General features: G+C 35.1%; 14 protein-coding genes and 1 tRNA gene. 8 read left to right on the top strand and 7 right to left on the bottom strand.

The genetic code is table 11. From position 1 onward, the window contains the following. Positions 1 to 64: 64 nt before the first annotated feature. The 4 genes from ACM55M_RS00555 to ACM55M_RS00540 form a co-directional block, all read right to left on the bottom strand. On the bottom strand, positions 65 to 2,368 hold the full coding sequence (locus ACM55M_RS00555) for a glycoside hydrolase family 65 protein (protein WP_416855514.1): 2,304 nt from the start codon (positions 2,366 to 2,368) through the stop codon (positions 65 to 67). A gap of 105 nt (positions 2,369 to 2,473) precedes the next feature. After that, positions 2,474 to 3,133, bottom strand: a complete 660-nt coding sequence (gene pgmB, locus ACM55M_RS00550; protein WP_416855513.1) for a beta-phosphoglucomutase — start codon at positions 3,131 to 3,133, stop codon at positions 2,474 to 2,476. Further along, positions 3,126 to 4,646 carry an MFS transporter gene (locus ACM55M_RS00545; protein ID WP_416855511.1) on the bottom strand — a complete coding sequence of 507 codons (1,521 nt, stop codon included), beginning with the start codon at positions 4,644 to 4,646 and terminating at the stop codon, positions 3,126 to 3,128. The genes pgmB and ACM55M_RS00545 overlap by 8 nt, the downstream gene beginning before the upstream one ends. Positions 4,647 to 4,836: 190 nt before the next feature. After that, positions 4,837 to 5,862, bottom strand: a complete 1,026-nt coding sequence (locus ACM55M_RS00540) for a LacI family DNA-binding transcriptional regulator (protein WP_416855510.1) — start codon at positions 5,860 to 5,862, stop codon at positions 4,837 to 4,839. Between the two features lie 232 nt (positions 5,863 to 6,094). Between ACM55M_RS00540 and ACM55M_RS00535 the strand changes: the two genes are divergently transcribed. The 4 genes from ACM55M_RS00535 to ACM55M_RS00520 all read left to right on the top strand — a co-directional run bounded on the left by ACM55M_RS00535 (position 6,095) and on the right by ACM55M_RS00520 (position 14,368). After that, positions 6,095 to 9,031, top strand: coding sequence for a SusC/RagA family TonB-linked outer membrane protein (locus ACM55M_RS00535; protein ID WP_416855509.1), 2,937 nt, complete (start codon positions 6,095 to 6,097; stop codon positions 9,029 to 9,031). Positions 9,032 to 9,041: 10 nt separating this feature from the next. Then, the gene (locus ACM55M_RS00530) at positions 9,042 to 10,655 is read left to right on the top strand and encodes a RagB/SusD family nutrient uptake outer membrane protein (protein ID WP_416855508.1); all 1,614 of its coding nucleotides are present in this window, start codon (positions 9,042 to 9,044) and stop codon (positions 10,653 to 10,655) included. A 30-nt stretch (positions 10,656 to 10,685) separates the two neighbouring features. Next, entirely contained in the window at positions 10,686 to 11,441 is a 756-nt protein-coding gene (locus ACM55M_RS00525) for a SusE domain-containing protein (protein WP_416855507.1), read from the top strand. Positions 11,442 to 11,515: 74 nt separating this feature from the next. Next, a complete protein-coding gene (locus ACM55M_RS00520; protein WP_416855506.1) occupies positions 11,516 to 14,368 on the top strand; it encodes an alpha-amylase family glycosyl hydrolase in 2,853 nt (950 codons plus the stop codon). A gap of 99 nt (positions 14,369 to 14,467) precedes the next feature. On the opposite strand, the gene acs is transcribed toward ACM55M_RS00520, so the two are convergent. From acs to ACM55M_RS00505, 3 genes are all read right to left on the bottom strand, one after another. After that, complete coding sequence (gene acs / locus ACM55M_RS00515; protein WP_416855505.1) at positions 14,468 to 16,375, bottom strand: acetate--CoA ligase; 1,908 nt, start codon at positions 16,373 to 16,375, stop codon at positions 14,468 to 14,470. A 152-nt stretch (positions 16,376 to 16,527) separates the two neighbouring features. Continuing rightward, positions 16,528 to 17,088 carry an acetate uptake transporter gene (locus ACM55M_RS00510; protein WP_416855503.1) on the bottom strand — a complete coding sequence of 187 codons (561 nt, stop codon included), beginning with the start codon at positions 17,086 to 17,088 and terminating at the stop codon, positions 16,528 to 16,530. A 234-nt stretch (positions 17,089 to 17,322) separates the two neighbouring features. Then, a tRNA-Phe gene (locus tag ACM55M_RS00505) sits at positions 17,323 to 17,395 on the bottom strand. 98 nt (positions 17,396 to 17,493) lie between these two features. On the opposite strand from ACM55M_RS00505, the gene ACM55M_RS00500 reads away from it, so the two are divergent. The 4 genes from ACM55M_RS00500 to ACM55M_RS00485 are packed head-to-tail and all read left to right on the top strand — an operon-like array spanning position 17,494 to position 20,286. After that, the gene (locus ACM55M_RS00500; protein ID WP_416855502.1) at positions 17,494 to 18,228 is read left to right on the top strand and encodes a type III pantothenate kinase; all 735 of its coding nucleotides are present in this window, start codon (positions 17,494 to 17,496) and stop codon (positions 18,226 to 18,228) included. After that, positions 18,221 to 19,471 carry a hypothetical protein gene (locus ACM55M_RS00495; protein ID WP_416855501.1) on the top strand — a complete coding sequence of 417 codons (1,251 nt, stop codon included), beginning with the start codon at positions 18,221 to 18,223 and terminating at the stop codon, positions 19,469 to 19,471. Before ACM55M_RS00500 ends, ACM55M_RS00495 begins: the two co-directional genes overlap by 8 nt. Positions 19,472 to 19,519: 48 nt before the next feature. After that, on the top strand, positions 19,520 to 20,074 hold the full coding sequence (lptC, locus tag ACM55M_RS00490; protein ID WP_416855500.1) for an LPS export ABC transporter periplasmic protein LptC: 555 nt from the start codon (positions 19,520 to 19,522) through the stop codon (positions 20,072 to 20,074). Positions 20,075 to 20,091: 17 nt separating this feature from the next. Beyond that, positions 20,092 to 20,286, top strand: coding sequence for a hypothetical protein (locus ACM55M_RS00485; protein ID WP_416855498.1), 195 nt, complete (start codon positions 20,092 to 20,094; stop codon positions 20,284 to 20,286).

The raw sequence follows: 20,286 nt of genomic DNA, 5'->3' as shown, positions 1-20,286 counted from the left end.
TTTGTAAACCTAGCAAGGCTTAGGGTCAAATGATAGATTAACTACAAGTTCTAACAATTGTCTTTTATACAGTGACTACATTTTCAGCGGTAACAACTACGTTCTTGCCATTCACTATTATGGTTAATTCTTTGCTGCCATCTATTGAAAATGTTGTTTCCTTATGATTGATAGCTACTTTCAAAATTTGATTTCTGAAATTAATTTTAAACGAATACCCTTCCCATTCTTTTGGAATTTTTGGAGAAAAATGAAGCGTATCTTCTTTAATTCTCATTCCACCAAAACCTTCTACGATACTCATCCAAGTTCCGGCCATAGATGTAATATGGCATCCTTCTTCCACTTCTTTATTGTAATCGTCTAAATCCAGACGAGAAGTTCTCAAATAGAACGTATACGCCATATCCATTTTGTCCAATAAAGCGGCCTGAATCGAGTGTACGCAAGGTGAAAGTGAACTTTCATGAACCGTAAACGATTCGTAAAATTCAAAATTATTTTTCAGTTCTTCTTTCGAAAAATGATCTTCGAAGAAATAGAAACACTGTAAAACATCGGCTTGTTTGATATAAGGAGAACGCAAAATTCTGTCCCACGACCATTTTTGGTTGATGGGTCTTTGGTTTTTATCCAAATCAGCTACGCGAACTAAATCTTTGTCTAAGAATCCGTCTTGCTGTAGATAAACATTATGTTCTTCAGAAAAAGGGAAGTACATATTATCCGAAACTTTTTTCCAAGATTGTAATTCGGAATCCGAGATTTTTACCTTTTCGGTAATTCTTTTGTGATCCGAAGGATATTCCAGAGACACTTTTTGAATTTGTGCGTAGGTATATTCCAAACACCATTTTGCAATATAATTGGTGTAGAAATTATTGTTTACGTTGTTCTCGTATTCATTTGGACCTGTAACACCCAGAATTACGTATTGGTTTAGATTAGTCGAAAAATTCGCTCTTTGATGCCAAAAACGAGCGATTCCTATTAATACTTCCAACCCTTTTTCAGGAATGTAACTATAATCGCCAGTGTATCTGTAAAAGTTATAAATGGCAAATGCGATGGCTCCATTTCTATGAATTTCTTCAAAAGTAATTTCCCATTCGTTATGACATTCTTCGCCGTTCATCGTTACCATTGGATACAAAGCAGCACCGTTAGTAAATCCTAATTTGGTGGCATTTTCAATGGCTTTGTCCAATTGATTGTAGCGGTAGGTCAATAAATTTCGAGCCACTTCCTGATCTTTGGTCGCCATGTAAAAAGGAATGCAATACGCTTCGGTATCCCAATAGGTAGAACCACCGTATTTCTCGCCGGTAAACCCTTTTGGTCCAATATTCAATCGGCTGTCTTTTCCTAAATAGGTTTGGTTTAACTGAAAAATATTGAAACGAATTCCTTGCTGTGCTTTTACATCTCCATCAATTGTAATATCTGACATCTCCCAAATTTTTGCCCAAGCATCAATTTGGTCTTGCAACATTTGATTGTATCCTTTTGCCAATGCAGATTGGATTACTTTTTCGGCAGCGGCAATGGTGTTTTCATGATTCAATGAAACGGTATATCCCCCAATTTTCTGGATAGATGATTTTTGGCCTTGAGCCACAATAACATCATAGCTAAATTGAATTTTATCGGAAGTGGCATCAATATTAGAAGGAGAAATAGCTGTTCTTTCCCCATTGGATAAAATACTGTTCTGCATGAAAGTAGTTACTTTGAAATGCGTTTTGAACGTTTGAGCCGTTACAAAAGCTTCATTTCCAGATTTTTTTACGTCAAGCGGTTCCCAGAATTTTTCTTCCCAGTTGGCATCTTCATTGGTTACGCCAGCGTCAATATACGGTTTGTAAATTATTTTTGAATCCTTGTTTAAAGGTGTGATTTCATAGTTAATAACGCCAACCTCATCCAAAACGATAGAAAGGAAACGACGAATAGTTACCGAAATCTCCGTTCCGTTTTTTAAAGTCGCTTCAAACGAACGGTTGTACCAACCTTCTTTCATATTCAATTCACGGCGAAAGTTCTTGACTTCTGAACAGGTATTCAAGTCCAGTTTTTCTCCGTTGATTTCGATATCAATTCCAATCCAGTTTGGAGCGTTTAAAACTTTGGCAAAATATTCCGGATACCCGTTTTTCCACCAGCCCACTTTGGTTTTATCCGGATAATAAATTCCTGCAATATAACTTCCTTGGAATGTTTCTCCAGTATAGGTTTCTTCAAAATTAGCACGTTGCCCCATCGCTCCGTTACCAATACTGAACAGACTTTCAGATGATTTTACGCTCTCTACATCAAATCCTTCTTCTATGATAGACCAATTGTCTGGTTTTATATAATCTTGGTTCATTTTTTCCTTTGTTTAAAGTTTAAAAAGTGTAAGGTTGAGACGTTTAGAGTGTTTGGTTTTTAGCTCAATTTGTCTAGCCTCTCGTTTCTTTTTATTCTATCTTTTTTATTTTTTAATTAAATCTTCTATGAAGTTGGTGTCTATTTCCGTAAAATCTTTAAAGATGTATTTTGCTTCGTGCAGCACTGTCGCTGAACCGATTCCTATACTCATCATTTTTCCGATATTAGCTGCTTGAACTCCCGCAACCGAATCTTCAAAAACAATAGCGTGTTCTGGATTAACATTTAATAATTTGGCAGCAATCAAGAAGACTTCCGGATCTGGTTTTGCATTGGTCACATCATTTCCATCTACAATAGCATCAAAATAGGATAGTATTCCTGTTTTTTCTAGAATTGGTCTGGCATTTTTACTGGCAGAACCCAAAGCGATTGGTTGGCCATTTTCTTTTAGAAATTGCAAAACTGGAAATACTCCCGGAAGAATTTCGCTTTCGTTCATGTCAACTAAATAGGATAAATAATCCTCATTTTTTTGAACTAACCATTTGTCTTTGTCTTCTTGTGAAGCTTCCACTTTTCCTAATTCTAATATAATATCCAAAGAACGCACGCGGCTGACTCCTTTTAATAATTCGTTATGTTCCAGTGTGAAATCAATATTTAATTCATTTGCGATTTTTTGCCACGCTAAATAATGATATTTTGCTGTGTCTACAATCACTCCGTCGAGGTCAAATATAAATGCTTTTTTATTATTCATGAATTTCAATTTTTGTTCTGTTGTTTACTCTAAGTGTAAGTAAACCGGCAAATATCATCGATACACCGCCAATTAATAATGCGTAAATAGGTTCGTTTTGAAAAAATTGTTTCACTACAAAACCAAGGATTGTTGCAGCGACAATTTGAGGAATAACTACAAAAAAGTTGAAAACTCCCATGTAATATCCCATTTTTGCAGCGGGTAAAGCGCCTGATAACATGGCGTAAGGCATTGATAAAATACTTGCCCATGCGATACCAACTCCTATCATTGGAACTAATAGTAAATATTTATCTCCAATAAAATAAATAGAAAGCAAGCCTACGCCTCCTGAGCACAATGCCAGTAAATGCGTATATCGAACGCCTACTTTTTTTGCAATTACAGGCAATAAAAAAGCAACTGCGGCAGCTACTCCGTTATAAACAGTAAAAAGTACTGAAACCCAGTCAGCAGCGTCATTGTATATTTTTGAAGTCGTATCAGTTGTTCCAAAAATATGTTGTGTAACGGCTTGCGTAGTGTAAATCCACATGGAGAAAAGTGAAAACCAAGAAAAGAATTGAACCCAAGCCAATTTTTTCATTGTGCCGGGCATGTTCAATAAATCGGTCATGATGATCGTGAACCCATTTTTTATTTGAACTGTTCTAAGTCTGGAAGTAATCATGAATAAAATTCCGATCACAATTAAGCCAACAAATAAAATATAGAGTTCTTTAGTCAGCCCATTTTCGTAAATTATAAAAGAAATAATGCTTCCTAACAAAGTCATTAAAAGTCCTAAATTGAATTGTCTTTTGATATTTGCTTTAGCTTCAAGCTCCGTTTCAATTGGGGCTTCCGCTTTAGAATTATTCTCTTTTTGTTCAAAAGCTTCTAATTCTTCAGGAGTGTATTCAGTGGATTTAAAAATAGTCCAGAGTACGGCCAATAGAAAAACAATTCCTCCTATATAGAAGGACCATTTTACAGAATCAGGAATGATTCCTTCTGCTGCAGTATTGCTTACGCCAAAAACATTCGTAAAAATATAAGGAAGTAACGAACCTACAACGGCGCCCAGTCCAATGAAAAAACTCTGCATTGCAAAACCTAAAGTACGTTGATTTTCGGGTAGATTATCACCTACAAAGGCACGGAACGGTTCCATCGAAATATTGATAGAGGCGTCCATCATCCATAATGTCCCTGCGGCGATCCATAATGATGGTGAATTGGGCATTATAAATAAAGCCACAGATGATAAAATAGCACCCACCAGAAAATACGGTCTGCGTCGGCCTAATTTTGTCCAGGTTCTATCACTAAAATAACCAATTATCGGTTGGATAATCAAACCAGTAACAGGAGCAGCAATCCATAAAATAGGGATTTCATCAACTTTGGCACCTAATGTTTCAAAAATTCTTGAAGTGTTTGCGTTTTGCAGTGCAAAACCAAATTGTATTCCTAAGAAACCGAAACTCATGTTCCAAATTTGCCAGAAACTTAATTTACGCTTTTCCATTATCGTAATTTAATTATTATACGATAAGCGCTTTGCTTATCAAAACTTATCTTGTTTTCGAAGTAAAAGTAAAAGTTTTGAGGGGTAAATATAAAAATTTATTCTAATCTTTTACTTTTTAGAAACAAATAAAGTAAAAGATTAGCAACTACAAGGTTGTAGTAATGAATAAATTAGATAATACTATTTATTAATTGGTAGATTCTCTTTCGATTAAATGGGTTTCAATTACTTCTGTTTTATAATTTTCTTCATCATCATCATCTTGTTCTGCCTCTAATCTTTCTATGAGCATTTTTGCAGCCCGATTTCCCATTTTTATTCCACTTTGACTTACCGTTGTGATGGTTGGGGTAGAGTATTTAGAAATGATTCCGTCCGTAAATGCAATTACAGCTAAATCTGTAGGGACATTTAATCCTATTTTATTCGCAGTTTTAATTATGGTCACTGCAAAAAGTTCATTGACTGCAAATACGGCATCAATAGCTTTGTCTTCGAGTAGTTTTCCAATAGTGATTTCGCATGTATCCACATTTTCAATTTTTATGATGAGGTTCTCATCAAATGGTATGTCATTGTCCAATAGGGCTTTTATGTAGCCATCAGTCCGAAGTTTGCCCACACTTACATAATCAACAGTTGTAACCAGCGCGATTTTTTTTCTTCCTTTATCAATTAGACTTTGCACGGCTTCGTAAGCGGCAAGTTTGTCGTCTATGATTACTTTATCACAAAGAATTTCATTGGTAACCCTGTCAAACATTACGACAGGCATTCCTTGATCGATAACTTCGGTAATATGATGAAAATCACCTTTGAACTGCGTTTCTTTTGAAAGCGACATAATGAATCCATCGATGCTTCCGTTGGCAAGCATTTCCATATTAAGTACTTCTTTGTCAAAGGAATCGTCAGATAAACAGATGATGACGCTGTATCCGTTTTCATTTGCAACCTGTTCTATTCCGTTGATAACGGTTGAAAAAAAATGATGCACTATTTCCGGAATAATAATCCCGATAGTTTTTGTTTTTCTGTTTTTTAAACTGAGCGCAATATTGTTGGGTTTGTAGTGGTAGAATTTGGCAAATGCCTGAACTTTAAGTCTGGTTTCTTCCCCTATTTCGGGACTGTTTCTAAGCGATTTTGAAACGGTTGAAATGGATACGTCAAGCTCTTTTGCAATTTGTTTAAGGGTGACTTTTCTTTTCATGATAATAATGTTATAATATTCAATTCGTAATAAAGGTAAGATTTTTTTTTATTTATTGTAATTTTCTCAGTAAATGTCAAGATAAAATACAAAGTTTTCAACACTATCACGTTTTCGTAAGTCAATTGAAAAGTGCTTCTGTCGGACATGTTAATATTTACTTAATTTTGAAATTCGAAGTAAAATTAAAACTTAAAAACAACCAAAACTCAAATTAATTTAAACAAAAAGTATGAAAGCAATTTATAAAAAGTTGTTATTTTTATTACTGTTACTGCCTTTTAGTATTCTTGCTCAGAATACTCTTAATGGTGTTGTTCTTGACAAAGCATCAGGACAACCAATTCCGGGAGTAAATGTAAATGTTCTAGGCGCCGCAAATGGTGTTTCAACAGATTTTGATGGTAAATATCAGTTATCAAATGTTAAGAAAGGCGATAAAGTCGTGTTTTCTTTTATTGGTTACAAAAATACTGTTGTAAATTTTGATTCTCAAAAATCATTAAACATTTCTTTGGAAGAAGATGCAAATCAACTGAAAGAAGTCGTGGTTCAAGTAGGTTATGGAACTGTTAAGAAAAAAGACGCAACAGGTGCGGTAACAGTTTTGACCACAAAAGATTTTAATAAAGGTGCAAATGTAACAGCCGAAAACTTGCTTAACGGAAGGGTTGCAGGTGTGACTGTAAATACAAGTGGTGCTCCAGGTTCTGGTTCTCAAATTAGAATTCGTGGTGGTTCTTCTTTATTTGCAAGCAATGACCCATTAATTGTAATTGATGGTTTGCCTATTGAAAACACGACAGGTACAGGTTCAACGTCAATTCTAGCTTCATTAAACCCAAGCACTATTGAGTCGATGACAGTTTTAAAAGATGCTTCGGCAACAGCTATTTATGGATCTCGTGCCTCAAATGGTGTAATTATTATTACTACCAAAAAGGGAGGAAAAAAACTTTCTGTAGATTATAATTTTCAGTACGGAAGTGGTAAAATAGGAAAAACAGTTGATGTATTTGATGCGGATGCTTTTAGAAAAATAATCGCAGAAAAAAGACCTGGAGATGTTTCAAAATTGGGTACGGCAAATACCAATTGGCAAAATGAAATCTACAGAAAAACAGATTTTGTTGATAATAACATATCTATTAGAGGCAATTTGTTTAATAGTATCCCATCTCGTCTTACAGTAGGGAATACGTACCAAGAAGGTTTGCGATTGACCAATACATTTAATAGAAATACTGTTGGATTAGCTTTAAATCCCTCTTATTTAAAGGATCATTTGAAATTAAAATTGAATGCAAATTACTCCAATGAGAACAATAGATTTGCAGAAGGTGTAGAAGGGAATGCGCTTCGTTTTGACCCAACGCAATCTGTTTACGATGCAACTTCGATATATGGAGGTTTTTTTGAATACTACAATCATAGCAATGGAAAATTGACTCCACAGACGCCAAGAAATCCGGTGGCTCAATTAATGCAAACATTTGATACTGGAAAAAACAATCGCTTTTTTGGAAACTTTGAAGCAGATTATAAATTTCATTTCTTCCCAGCTTTACGCGCAGTTGTAAATGCAGGTTTTGATCAGGCAAATGGAGAGAGAAGCAAAATAGCTTCAGATAAAACAGCCACTTCGGGTTCAAATAACGACATTCCTTATGGGACTGATGAGTTTTCAAAAAGTATGAGAAAAAATAAATTATTAGATGCTTATTTAGCTTATAATAAAACATTTGATAAATTAATTTTCGATGCAACTGCGGGTTATTCTTACCAAAAATGGGATTCTGATAACTATCAATCAGGAAATGTTTTAGACCCAAATTTACCAACAGGTTTAACTGGTTTTCCAAAAACAAATGTAGATTATGACAGAGTGAATATTGGCTTTTTTGGAAGAACCAATTTAAATTTTAATGACAAATATTTACTGACGTTGTCATTTAGAAGAGATGGCTCATCCCGATTTGACAAAGATAACAGATGGGCGAATTTCCCTGCAGCTGCATTTGCTTGGAAAATAAAAGAAGATTTTTTTAATGACAATACAGCAATTTCCGATTTAAAATTAAGATTAGGTTGGGGTATTACCGGACAACAAGAAATTGGAAATAACAATGATTATTTGCAACAATATAATTTAGGAAGCGGTAGCTCTCAATATTATTTTGGTACTGTTGCTTTGCCAATTGCTGTTTCTGCAAGACAAAGCGCAAATTTAAAATGGGAAGAAACGACAACTTATAATGCAGGTTTAGATTTCGGACTTTATGACAACAGGGTTTCGGGGAGTATTGAAGTATTTTACAAAGATTCAAAAGATTTGTTAGCCGATGTTGCCACAGCAGACGGTAGTAATTTTTCAAATAGATCTTGGCAGAATATTGGAAGTTTTACAACTAAAGGTGTTGAATTCTCTTTAAGTACCGATGTTGTAAAAAACCAAGATTTTAATTGGAACCTAAACTTTAATTTAACTGCTTTTGAAAGAAAAATAACAAGCTTAAGTTCTGATTTTATTAGAACTGGAGATAATTTAGCTGGAACAGGTACTCAAGGACAGGTACATCAGGTTGGTTATGCACCTAGTTCTTTCCTATTATACAAGCAAATTTTTGATACGGCCGGAAAACCAATTGAAGGTGCTTATGAGGACTTGAACAGTGATGGTATTATCAACTCAAATGATAAATATATTTATAGAAATCCTGATCCTAAAGCAACTTTTGGATTGGCATCAACCATGAATTATAAAAATCTTGATTTTTCTTTCAATTTGAGAGCAAGTGTTGGTAACAGAGTTTTTAATGCAGTGAATGCAAGTAGAGCTCAATACGATCAATTAACCACTGGTGGTACGATTGGGAATGTTCCAACATCAGTTTTAGATACCAATTTTAATACAACATCAACAGTAGTTTTATCTGATATGTTTGTAGAAAATGCTTCGTTTTTAAGAATGGATAACATTACCGTAGGATATACCTTCCCGAAATGGTTAGAAGGTAAAGCTTCACTGCGTTTGTTTGCAGGTATGCAAAATGTTTTTGTTATCTCAGATTATTCTGGTTTAGATCCGGAAATTGCTAATAATGGTGTTGATAATACCATTTACCCAAGACAGCGCTCGATTTTAGGTGGAGTAAATGTTAAATTTTAATAATTAGATTATGAAAAAAATAAATTTTATTTACTTACTATTTGCTTTTGCCACATTACAATCGTGCACAGGTGATTTAGATGTAGTAGCAGAAGACAGTAAAATACTATCCCCGGAACAATTGTTTTCTACACCATTAGGATACAAACAAGCACTGGGAGGCGTTTATGGTAATCTTAGCTTGACTGGTACAGGTGATGCGGGTTCTTCCTTTTTGCAAGGAATTGATGCAGGAACTAGCCAGTTTGGAAGATGTATGTGGTATTTACAAGACTTAACTACGGACGAAGTAGTTTGGACTTATGAGAATGATGAAGGTACAGCTGAATTACAAAGAAATACTTGGACATCTGCCAATCCTATTTTGTTAGGGATGTTTAGTAGAACAATGGCAGAAGTGGCTCTTGCTAATGATTTTTTAAGACAATCTACTCCAGAATTATTAAGTTCAAGAGGTATTAGTACTACAGATGTTGCTGAAATCAATATTTATAGAAATGAAGTAAGAGTATTAAGAGCTTTTGCTTACTATAATATGATGGATTTATTTGGGAAAGCACCTTTTATTACTGAAAATGATCCTTTAAATTTTAAAGGCCCCCAATATGATAGACAACAGTTGTTTACTTTCATTGAAACAGAATTGAATGCTGTAATTCCTAATTTGAAAGCCGCAAGAACCAATGAATATGGTAGACTAGACAAAGCGATGGCTCAAATGATTTTGGCAAAAATGTATTTAAATGCTCAGGTGTATATTGGGACTCCAAAATATGCAGTATGTATGGCTAAATGCAGCGATGTTATTGGTGGTGGATATATTTTAAAAACCAATTATTTAGATAATTTCAAAGCGGATAATCAGACTTCTTCTGAAATGATTTTCACATTACAATCGGATGGAGTTAAGACTCAAAATTATGGTGCTACAACGGTTATGATAAACGGTCAGGTTGGTTCTGTTGAAGGAAACGGAGCAGAATTTGGTGTTGGTGGTTGGGGAGGCGCATTACGACTTAGAAAACAATTTGTTCAAAAGTTTGATGGCGCAGAATTTGTAACGGATGTAAGAAAAACATATACTTCAAATTCAGGTTCAAGACCAATTGACATTGCAACATTAACAAATGCTGGGCAAGGTTATATTCTACATAAATTTTCTAACAAAACTGTTGCTGGAGTTGCGGGTGTGAATTCAGCATTTGTAGACACAGACTTCCCATTATTCAGATTAGCAGATGCCTATTTAATGTATGCTGAAGCGCAAATGAGAAAAGATGGTGCTACAAATACGAACAATGCAACAACTGCAAACGCGCAATCATTGACTTATATTAATGCTTTAAGACAAAGAGCGAATAGTGGTTCAGCTTCTGCTAACGTAACTCAAATGCAAGTTAATCTGGACTTTATTATAGAGGAAAGAGCAAGAGAATTACATTGGGAAGGACATAGAAGACAAGACTTGATTCGTTTTAATAAATATGGTGGCGGTAATTATAACTGGGCTTGGAAAGGGAATATACCAAACGGAACTTCATTTAGTTCGAATTTGAATGTTTTCCCATTGCCAACGGCTTCAATAATTGCAAATCCAAATTTGACTCAAAATACAGGTTACTAAATAATTATTTAATTTAAAATTAAAATAGAAATGAAAAATATAAAAAATATAATAATAGCTTTTGTAAGCATATTAGCGATTTCTTGTACTGATGATATACAAGACACAAACAGAGAAGCACTTGCTCCGGAAACAGCACCTGTATTATTGACACCAACCAGTACTTTTAACATAGTTTTACAAAAAGCAAACCAAAATAATCTTGCAACTTCTGTAGTTTGGAATGATGCAACTTATAGTGGAACTGCTACTGTTGTAAATTATACCATTGAAATTGCAAAAGCAGGAACAAGCTTTGCTAAACCAGTTGTTGTTACTTCAACAACCAATCGTTTTAAAGAAATTACTGTTGGCGAACTTAATACCGCAATTTTAACTGCTGGTTTAGTACCTTTTGTTGAGCATCAAATTGATATCCGCATTAAATCTTCAGTTGGGACAACTGGTACGGGTGCTGCACAATATTCAAATTCTTTTGCCATTAAAGCTACACCATTTCCATCTTGGCCAAACTGGGGTATTATTGGCGACGCAACACCAACAGGTTGGGGATCTGATACTAATTTGGATTATGATTTGGCTACACAAAAATATTCAATTACAATCCATTTGACAGCAGGACATTTCAAATTTAGATTAGATGATTCTTGGGATTTAAATTATGGTGACGATGGTGGCAATGGTACTTTAGAAGCCGGTGGGTCTGATATTTCAGTTGCTGCAGCTGGTGATTATAAAATTGTGGTAGATTTTACTGCTAAAACTTATACGATTATTAAACTTTAGTAAAATGCAATTAACTAAAAAGGCTACTATAATGGTAGCCTTTTTTTAGTTTCATATTCAATTAATACTAAGCCATGAAAAAAAATCTACTTTTATTAATTTTACTGATAACTTCTATAAGTTATTCCCAAATTACAACAACACCATCTCCTGCAATTGCAAGTGGAGCAGTTACACTTAATTTTAATAAAACCGGAACGCCATTGGCGGCCTATACAGGTACGATATATGCGCATATTGGTTTAACTGTTAATGGTACAAGATGGCAAAACGTTAAAGGAAGTTGGGGTAATAATGCAACACAACCCGCATTAACGGTAGTTTCAGGAACTACATACAAATTAGACCTTACTCCGGATTTGTATACTTATTTTGGGATTCCAAATACGAGTTCTATTACAGAAATTTGTGTGGTATTAAGAAATGATGCCGGGAATATGCAAACCGGGGATACTTTTTTTAATGTTGGGGCTTTTCAAGTAAATTTAACAGCACCAGCACAAAACAGTTCTACGATTATTGCCTCAGGGACAAGTTTTAATGTCGCTGCAAACAATACAGGCGGGAATGCGAGTTATACCTTAAAAGCAAATGGAACGAGTATAAATGCAAATTTAAGTACTTCTAGTTACACTTTTAATGATACCAATATTACCAGTAATAGAAATTATGCATTAGAAACAACGCAAGGGAGTAATACTGTAACCAAAAAATTCAATGTAATCGTAAATCCGGGAACAGTTAGCGCAACAATGCCTGTTGGATTAGTAGACGGAATCAATTATAATGGGGTTGATGTTTCAAAAGCTACTCTAGTTCTCGATGCGCCATTAAAAGATTTTGTATATGTTGCCGGAAGTTTTAATACCTGGCAACCCGATGCGAGCTATGCAATGAAAAAAGATCCTGTTTCAGGCAAGTTTTGGTTGGAATTAACCGGACTGACTTCAGGAACAAATTATACCTATCAATATTGGGTTGTAGATGCTTCTCCTATTGCAGGAACACCTTCTTTTGTGAAAACGGCAGATCCTTATGCGACTTTAGTGTTGTCATCAGATGACGATCCGTATATTCCGGCTCTGTCTTATCCGTCTCTTCCTGTATATCCTGCAGGTCAAGAGCGAGAAGTGACTGTTTTACAAACGGGACAAACGGCCTATTCTTGGAGTGCTGCAACGACTAATTTTGTAAAGCCCGAAAAAGAAAAACTGGTAGTTTATGAACTTTTGGTTCGAGATTTTGATGCGGGGAGAAGTTATCAAAGTATAATTGACAGAATGGATTATTTCAAAAATTTAAAAATAAATGCCATTGAATTATTGCCGGTTATGGAATTTGAAGGCAATGAAAGCTGGGGCTACAACACCTCTTTTCACATGGCTTTAGATAAATTTTACGGAACTTCAAGTAAATTTAAGGAATTGATTGATGTATGCCATCAAAACGGGATTGCGGTAATTCTTGATGTGGCATTGAACCATGCTTTCGACAGAAATCCCATGGTTAGAATGTGGATGAACGATCCTGATGGAGACGGTTGGGGTTCACCTTCTACTGAAAATCCGTATTTCAATACGGTTGCAAAACACAGTTATAGTGTAGGGAGTGATTTTAACCATGCGTCGGCATTGACGAAAAACTACGTAAAAAGAGTCGTTAAACAATGGATTCAAGAATATAAAATTGACGGTTTTCGATGGGATTTGACGAAAGGTTTCACCCAAAATTGTACCGCAGGTGATGAAACGTGTACGAATGCGTATCAAGCCGACCGAGTTGCCATTTTGAAAGATTATGCTGATTATTCCTGGAGTTTGGATCCAACACATTACACTATTTTTGAACATTTAGGAACCGATTCAGAAGAACAGGAATGGGCAAATTATAGAATTGCAGAAACCCCTAGCAAAGGAATAATGATGTGGGGTAAAATGACTGATCCTTACAATCAATTGACGATGGGTTTTAATTCCAGCAATGATATTTCCAGAATGAATAGTACCAACCACGGATTTACAAAAAACAGATTGGTGGGGTATGCTGAAAGTCATGATGAAGAACGCTTAATGTATAAAAACATTCAATTTGGGGCCAATCTAAACGGATATAACGTAAAAACGCCGGCAACGGCACTTTCTAGAATGTCAGCTTTGGGAGCAGTGTCTTTACTGATTCCGGGACCAAAAATGATTTGGCATTTTGGTGAATTGGGATGGGATTCTTCTATTTTTACATGCAATGATGGAACAATTAATGATTCTTCAGCAACGTTATCAGGCGATTGTAAATTGGACAAAAAACCACAGCCACAGTGGGTGAATAATTGGTCAGGCGATACTAATAGAAATAAAATCTATACCGATTGGGCAAAAATGATTGCTTTGAAAATCAACGAGCCAGTGTTTGTAGGAACGGCAACTATGGCTAGCGGTACGTCGTTAACCCCTAATATCAAGATTACCAATAGCGCTTTGGCGGGAACGCAACTTAAAGATGTATTGGTACTGGCGAATTTTGATCTGTCCACGCAAAATGTCGCTACTGGTTTTCCCTACACTGGAACTTGGTATAATTTGATGGATAACTCTTCTATAAATGTTACGAATGTTGCTGCAACTATAGCCATTCCAGCAGGAGAATTTAGAATATATGGCAATAAAGTTGCTTCATTGGCAATTGCTAATTTTGAAAAAAAAGACGGTATTTATTTATACCCGAATCCTGCGACGAATTATTTTACATTAAATACAGCTACTTCAAGAGTTCAAATTTTTTCAATTACGGGTCAGTTGGTAAAAAGTTTTAATGCAAATCAGACTGCCGCATATCAATATACAGTTACTGATTTAAATAAAGGGCTTTATGTAGTAAAAGCCTATAACGTGAACAATGAAGTCCAGGTAATGAAGTTTTTAAAAATATAAAAAACTGCTGAAAGTATAAGGCTGTCCATAAAAAGGCAGCCTTTTCTATACAAAAAAACTGCTCCATAAATGAAACAGTTTTTAACTACAACTTAAAATTTAAATTTTGTTGTTTTTAATTTCTTCTACAATTTCAGGATTCAACAATGTTGTGGTGTCTCCAAAATTAGAGTAATCCCCTTCGGCTATTTTGCGAAGAATTCTACGCATGATTTTCCCCGAGCGGGTTTTTGGTAAACCAGAAACAAATTGAATTTTATCCAGTTTAGCGATGGGCCCAATTTGGTTCGAAATTTGTTGATTGATTTCTTTTCTGAGATTTTCCCGGTCACGATTTTCCCCAGTTTCTTTTAGAATAACAAAACCATATAAGGCATTTCCTTTGATGTCATGCGGAAATCCTACAATGGCTGACTCAGCAACTGCCGGATGCTCATTAATGGCATCTTCTATAGGCGCAGTTCCCAGATTGTGTCCGGAAACTATCACAACATCATCTACACGGCCCGTAATTCTGTAATAGCCTACTTCGTCACGCAAAGCACCGTCACCAGTGAAATATTTGCCTGGAAAAGTAGAAAAATAAGTGTCTTTATACCGTTGATGGTCTCCCCAAATGGTTCGAGCAATTCCTGGCCAAGGAAATTTAATGCATAAACTTCCGGTAACTTGGTTGCCTTCAATTTCATTGCGTTTTTCGTCCATCAATACCGGTTGAATTCCAGGTAATGGTAAGGATGCATACGTAGGTTTAGTTGGTGTTACAAAAGCAATTGGCGAAATCATAATTCCTCCGGTTTCGGTTTGCCACCACGTATCTACCACTGGGCATCTTTTATCGCCAACATGGTCATTGTACCAGTGCCACGCTTCCTCATTGATGGGCTCTCCTACAGAACCAATCACTTTGAGAGATTTTAAAGGGAATTTTCGTATGTAATCTAAGCTTTCTTTTGCCAATGCACGAATAGCGGTTGGAGCAGTATAGAATTGTGTCACTTTGTGTTTTTCGATTACTTCCCAAAAACGACTAAAATCAGGATAGGAGGGAACGCCTTCAAAAATAACGGTTGTAGCACCATTCAATAATGGCCCATAAAGGATATAGGAATGTCCGGTAATCCAGCCAATATCAGCGGTACACCAAAAAATGTCATTCTCTTCATAACTGAATACATTCTTGAAAGTGTAAGCAGAATAAACCATGTAACCTGCCGTGGTATGAACCATTCCTTTAGGCTTTCCAGTTGAACCAGAAGTATAAAGAATAAACAATGGATCTTCGGCATCCATGATTTCAGCGACATTATTATCTGAAGCTTCGTCTAAAAGAGGCTGCAACCATTGGTCACGGCCTTCTTTCATGTTTACGGAAGTATGGGTTCTTTTTACTACCAAAACATTTGAAACACCAGGACAATTCACTAACGATTCATCTATGATTCCTTTTAAATCGATGGTTTTGTTGCCGCGATAACCACCATCTGAAGTGATGACCATTTTACAATCGCTGTCATTTATTCGTGTTGCTACGGCTGAAGCCGAAAACCCTGCAAAAACAACCGAATGGATGGCCCCAATTCTGGCACAAGCCAAAGTGGTGATGGCCAATTCAGGAATCATTGGTAAATAGATACACACCCGATCTCCTTTTTCTATGCCTTGTTCCCGCAATACATTTGCCATTTTGCAAACCCGTTGGTGTAATTCATTATAGGAAATGTGCAACGCTTCTTCGGTTGGATCATTAGGCTCGAAAATAATAGCCGTTTTATCCCCTTTTTTGATAAGATGCCTGTCGATACAGTTTTTAGTAATATTTACTTTGGCGCCGGTAAACCATTTTATTTCGGCTTCAGCCATATTAAAATCGACTACTTTGTCCCATTGTTGGTACCAAGTGAAGTTCTCAGCAGCTATTTTATCCCAAAATTTTCTGGGTTCACGGACTGATTTTTTATATTCTTTAAAGTATTCTTCTAAATTATTTATTTTGTAGCGACTCATATTTTTTGATAACCCATTGGGGCTAATTAAATTATTTAATTTTTGGAACGTTGGTCTATTCTTCTCTTTTAATTATCGGATTCACAGCTATTTAAATCAATATGAAGTATAGAATGAATATTGGGTTATTATTAAAACAGACAATATTGTTTTTATAATGGCAATGCTTCTCTTCCTAATTTGTCATTGATGATCAGTGCCGCTGCTTCATAAAAAGCAAAAGAACCACATAAAATCCCTTCATAGCCAGCAATGGTGTGAATAGTTGGGTTTCCGGTGAAACTAGCGACTGACAATAGCGTAAATAAAATAACGAGAGAGCCAAAAATGAGTTTTCCAATGGTATTCCCGTTAAGTGTGCCTATAAAAAAGGCTAATGTAAATAATCCCCACAGTCCTAAATAAAAGCCCATTGAAGGCCCATCCGGTTTTGTTATTCCTAACAAGGGGAGTATCCATAATGCGACAAGTGACAACCAAAAGAAACCATAGGAGGTAAAAGCGGACATCGCAAAAATATTTCCTTTTTTCCATTCCATAACACCAGCGATAACTTGCTGGATGCCTCCAAAAAATATTCCCATCCCCATAATCATTGCATTGAGTTCGAAGAATCCTGCATTGTGAATGTTTAATAGAATAGTAGTCATTCCGAAGCCAAAAAGGCCTAATGGTGCTGGATTAGCTGTTGTGTCTTTGATAATTTGTTCCATAAAGATTAAAAAAATTAAAATTATTTTTGGTTAGTTTCGTCCTGTAGTTGTTGCTTTTTTTTAATTTAAAAAACCACATTCGGGTTATAGTTGATTCACAAATATATCATACCTATTCGATTTTTTGAATAATTTTTTGATTAAATGCAAAATTTGTAGGGAAATCTTAAAGAAAAGTGATTTTTATGGAAGGATTTAAAAACAAAAAACCCGAATATTTCTATTCGGGTTTTGTGGTACCTCCAGGGATCGAACCAGGGACACATGGATTTTCAGTCCATTGCTCTACCATCTGAGCTAAGGTACCTCGCTATTGCGGGTGCAAATATAGAATGATTTTTAGTTTATCCAAAACAATTTTTAAAAAAAATCAATTCGTATCTTCGCAACATCAAAAAATAAAATATGATTCTAGCTATTGATGTCGGAAATACAAGAATTAAAGCTGCTGTCTTTGAGGGTGATATACTCGTAGAAAATTTTGTGTTTTTTAAAAATGAACTCCAAAAAAACATTCAAAATATTTTAAAAAAATATAAAAAAGTTGTGGATTTGGTCGTTTCATCCGTTGGAGATGTCGAAAAACAATCGTTTTTGGAGCTTGTAAATGATTTAAAAGTCCATTTTATATCCCATAAATACCCATTTCCTTTTGTTAATTGTTATGCTACTCCTAAAACTTTAGGAATTGACAGAATGGTTCTTGCTGCTGGGGCAACGCTTCAGTTTCCAAATCAGAATCGATTGGTTATTGATGCAGGAACTTGTGTTACCTTTGATTTTATAGATGAAAATAACAAATATCTTGGTGGAGCAATAGCGCCTGGGTTGCGATTGCGGTACGAATCATTACATAATTATACAGCAAAATTGCCTTTGCTAACCTTAGAAGACCCGAAGGATTTGATTGGGAAATCAACTTCTGATTCCATTCATTCTGGTGTGGCGAATGGTTTAGTCTATGAGATAGACGGTTTCATCGATGAATATAGCGTACGGTATTCAAATTTTATAATAATTTTAACGGGTGGAGACACAGAATTTTTGGCTAAACGATTAAAAAATACCATATTTGCCAATTCAAATTTTCTTTTAGAAAGTTTGAACCAAACATTTCAATATAAAATCAAAAATGATTAAAAAATTTCTAGTAAGCGCCTGTTTGCTTTTTTCACTTATATCCTTTGCTCAAGAAGGAACTTCATCGCCTTATTCTTTTTATGGAATTGGCGATATAAGATTCAAAGGAACACTTGAAAATCGTTCTATGGCAGGTGTAGCAGTTGAGCAGGACAGTGTCCATATCAATTTAGAAAACCCAGCCAGTTATTCAAATCTAAAATTAACTACTTTTTCTTTGGGAGGTACTTATGGCACAAAAAGCTTAAAAAGTAATTCAGGATCTGCTAGTGCTCGTCGAACAACTTTAGATTATTTAGCTGTTGGTTTGCCTTTAGGTAAATTGGGAATAGGTTTTGGATTGATTCCTTATTCTTCTGTAGGATATAAAATTGAGTCATTGTCTTCAGAAGACGGAGCAACAAACAGACGATTAAGCGGAACGGGTGGTTTGAATAAAGTTTTTTTGGGAGCAGGTTATAAAATAGCTCCTAATTTCAGTGTTGGTGCTGATGTGCATTATAATTTCGGTAAAATTGAAACCAATAGTTTAGAGTTTCTTACGAATGTTCCAATAGGGACTCGCGAATTGAATACCGCAGATTTATCTGGTGTGAATTTTAATATTGGAGCGATGTACCAAACTAAAATAAATAAAAAATTAACGGCTTACTCTAGTTTAAATTATACCGTACAAGGAACCTTAACTTCTCAAAACACCAGAAATATTGCCACTGTAGTGTATAATTCGGAATTTAATGTAGCTGTTGTAGACGCACTTGCAGATCAAAAAACAGAAACGAATGTAAAATTGCCTAGCAAAATATCATTTGCTGCTGGAATTGGAGAGGCAAAAAAATGGCTTGTTGGAGGAAAAATTTCGTACCAAAAAACTTCAGGTCAGGAAAATAGTTATAATAAAGCAAGTAATGTAGGGTACGGAAGGTATGGTAGTGTTAGTTTAGGAGGATATTACATTCCGAATTATAACTCATTTACCAATTATGCAAAAAGAATCGTTTACAGAGGGGGACTTAAATATGAAAAAACCGGTCTAATGATCAATTCTGAATCTATAAATGATATGGGTTTAACTTTAGGATTAGGTTTGCCAATTACAGGAAGTTTTTCTAATATAAATCTAGGTTTTGAATTAGGAAAAAGAGGAACTACAAATGCAAATCTTGTTCAAGAGAATTATGCTAATTTCAGTGTTGGTTTTTCTCTTAATGACAAATGGTTCGATAAACGAAAATTCAACTAAAAATCTAATCGAGTACATCTAATCAAACTGCTTTTTCAAGTACAGCGTATGCTTTTACTAAAAAAATATATAATCATCCCAATAGTCACAGTTTTCACTGTGACTCTGTTTTTTGGGTGTGAAAGTAATTTTAAAGAAGTGCAAAAAATAAATTTTTCTGAGTTTGTGCCCAACGGTGATGCTGATAATGTGAATCTGAAATATACGGATTCGGGATTGATTAAAGCGATTTTGGTTAGTCCTAAAATGTTAGATTTCTCAAGTGTAGATTTTCCTTTTACTGAATTTCCAAAAGGAATTGATGTTACTTTGTATGATAACAAAGCTAAAAAAACATTTATAACCTCAAATTATGCCGTTTCTTACAAAGGAACCGGTATTATTGATTTGCAGGGAAAGGTGAAAATAAAATCTGAAAACGGTCAGACCATGGAAACGGAACAATTGTATTACGATCAAAAAAACGAATGGTTTTTTACTGAAAAAAAGTTTAAATTTACTGATATTAAAGGAACATCAAACGGTCAGGGAATTGATTTTAGCAAAGATTTCAAAGTGATTAATTCGCAAAGAATAACCGGTGAAATTCAAACAGCCGAATAATTTTATAAAACTATAGTATGAGCTACTTAAAATACACACCTTACATTTACCTTATTTTTGGAGCGTACTTCATTTATGATGGAGTTACAAAATTAAACGCAGCCGGCACCACACCTTGGTTGAGTTTTATTATTGCAGGATTAGCAATTTTTATGTTTTTCTTCCGATTGAAATTTGCTAAAAAATTTGAAGACCGAAATAAAAAATCCTAG

This window comes from Flavobacterium galactosi, from assembly GCF_048158585.1.
In the GTDB taxonomy this organism is placed as follows: domain Bacteria; phylum Bacteroidota; class Bacteroidia; order Flavobacteriales; family Flavobacteriaceae; genus Flavobacterium; species Flavobacterium galactosi.
The sequence above is the reverse complement of the archived record's forward strand: the minus strand, read 5'-3'. Positions and strand labels throughout refer to the sequence as shown.

Bases quoted from the DNA above. Each gene is read 5' to 3' on its own strand.
- ACM55M_RS00555 (WP_416855514.1), bottom strand. From the start codon at position 2,368: ATGAACCAAGATTATATAAAACCAGACAATTGGTCTATCATAGAAGAA.
- pgmB (WP_416855513.1), bottom strand. From the start codon at position 3,133: ATGAATAATAAAAAAGCATTTATATTTGACCTCGACGGAGTGATTGTA.
- ACM55M_RS00545 (WP_416855511.1), bottom strand. From the start codon at position 4,646: ATGGAAAAGCGTAAATTAAGTTTCTGGCAAATTTGGAACATGAGTTTC.
- ACM55M_RS00540 (WP_416855510.1), bottom strand. From the start codon at position 5,862: ATGAAAAGAAAAGTCACCCTTAAACAAATTGCAAAAGAGCTTGACGTA.
- ACM55M_RS00535 (WP_416855509.1), top strand. From the start codon at position 6,095: ATGAAAGCAATTTATAAAAAGTTGTTATTTTTATTACTGTTACTGCCT.
- ACM55M_RS00530 (WP_416855508.1), top strand. From the start codon at position 9,042: ATGAAAAAAATAAATTTTATTTACTTACTATTTGCTTTTGCCACATTA.
- ACM55M_RS00525 (WP_416855507.1), top strand. From the start codon at position 10,686: ATGAAAAATATAAAAAATATAATAATAGCTTTTGTAAGCATATTAGCG.
- ACM55M_RS00520 (WP_416855506.1), top strand. From the start codon at position 11,516: ATGAAAAAAAATCTACTTTTATTAATTTTACTGATAACTTCTATAAGT.
- acs (WP_416855505.1), bottom strand. From the start codon at position 16,375: ATGAGTCGCTACAAAATAAATAATTTAGAAGAATACTTTAAAGAATAT.
- ACM55M_RS00510 (WP_416855503.1), bottom strand. From the start codon at position 17,088: ATGGAACAAATTATCAAAGACACAACAGCTAATCCAGCACCATTAGGC.
- ACM55M_RS00500 (WP_416855502.1), top strand. From the start codon at position 17,494: ATGATTCTAGCTATTGATGTCGGAAATACAAGAATTAAAGCTGCTGTC.
- ACM55M_RS00495 (WP_416855501.1), top strand. From the start codon at position 18,221: ATGATTAAAAAATTTCTAGTAAGCGCCTGTTTGCTTTTTTCACTTATA.
- lptC (WP_416855500.1), top strand. From the start codon at position 19,520: ATGCTTTTACTAAAAAAATATATAATCATCCCAATAGTCACAGTTTTC.
- ACM55M_RS00485 (WP_416855498.1), top strand. From the start codon at position 20,092: ATGAGCTACTTAAAATACACACCTTACATTTACCTTATTTTTGGAGCG.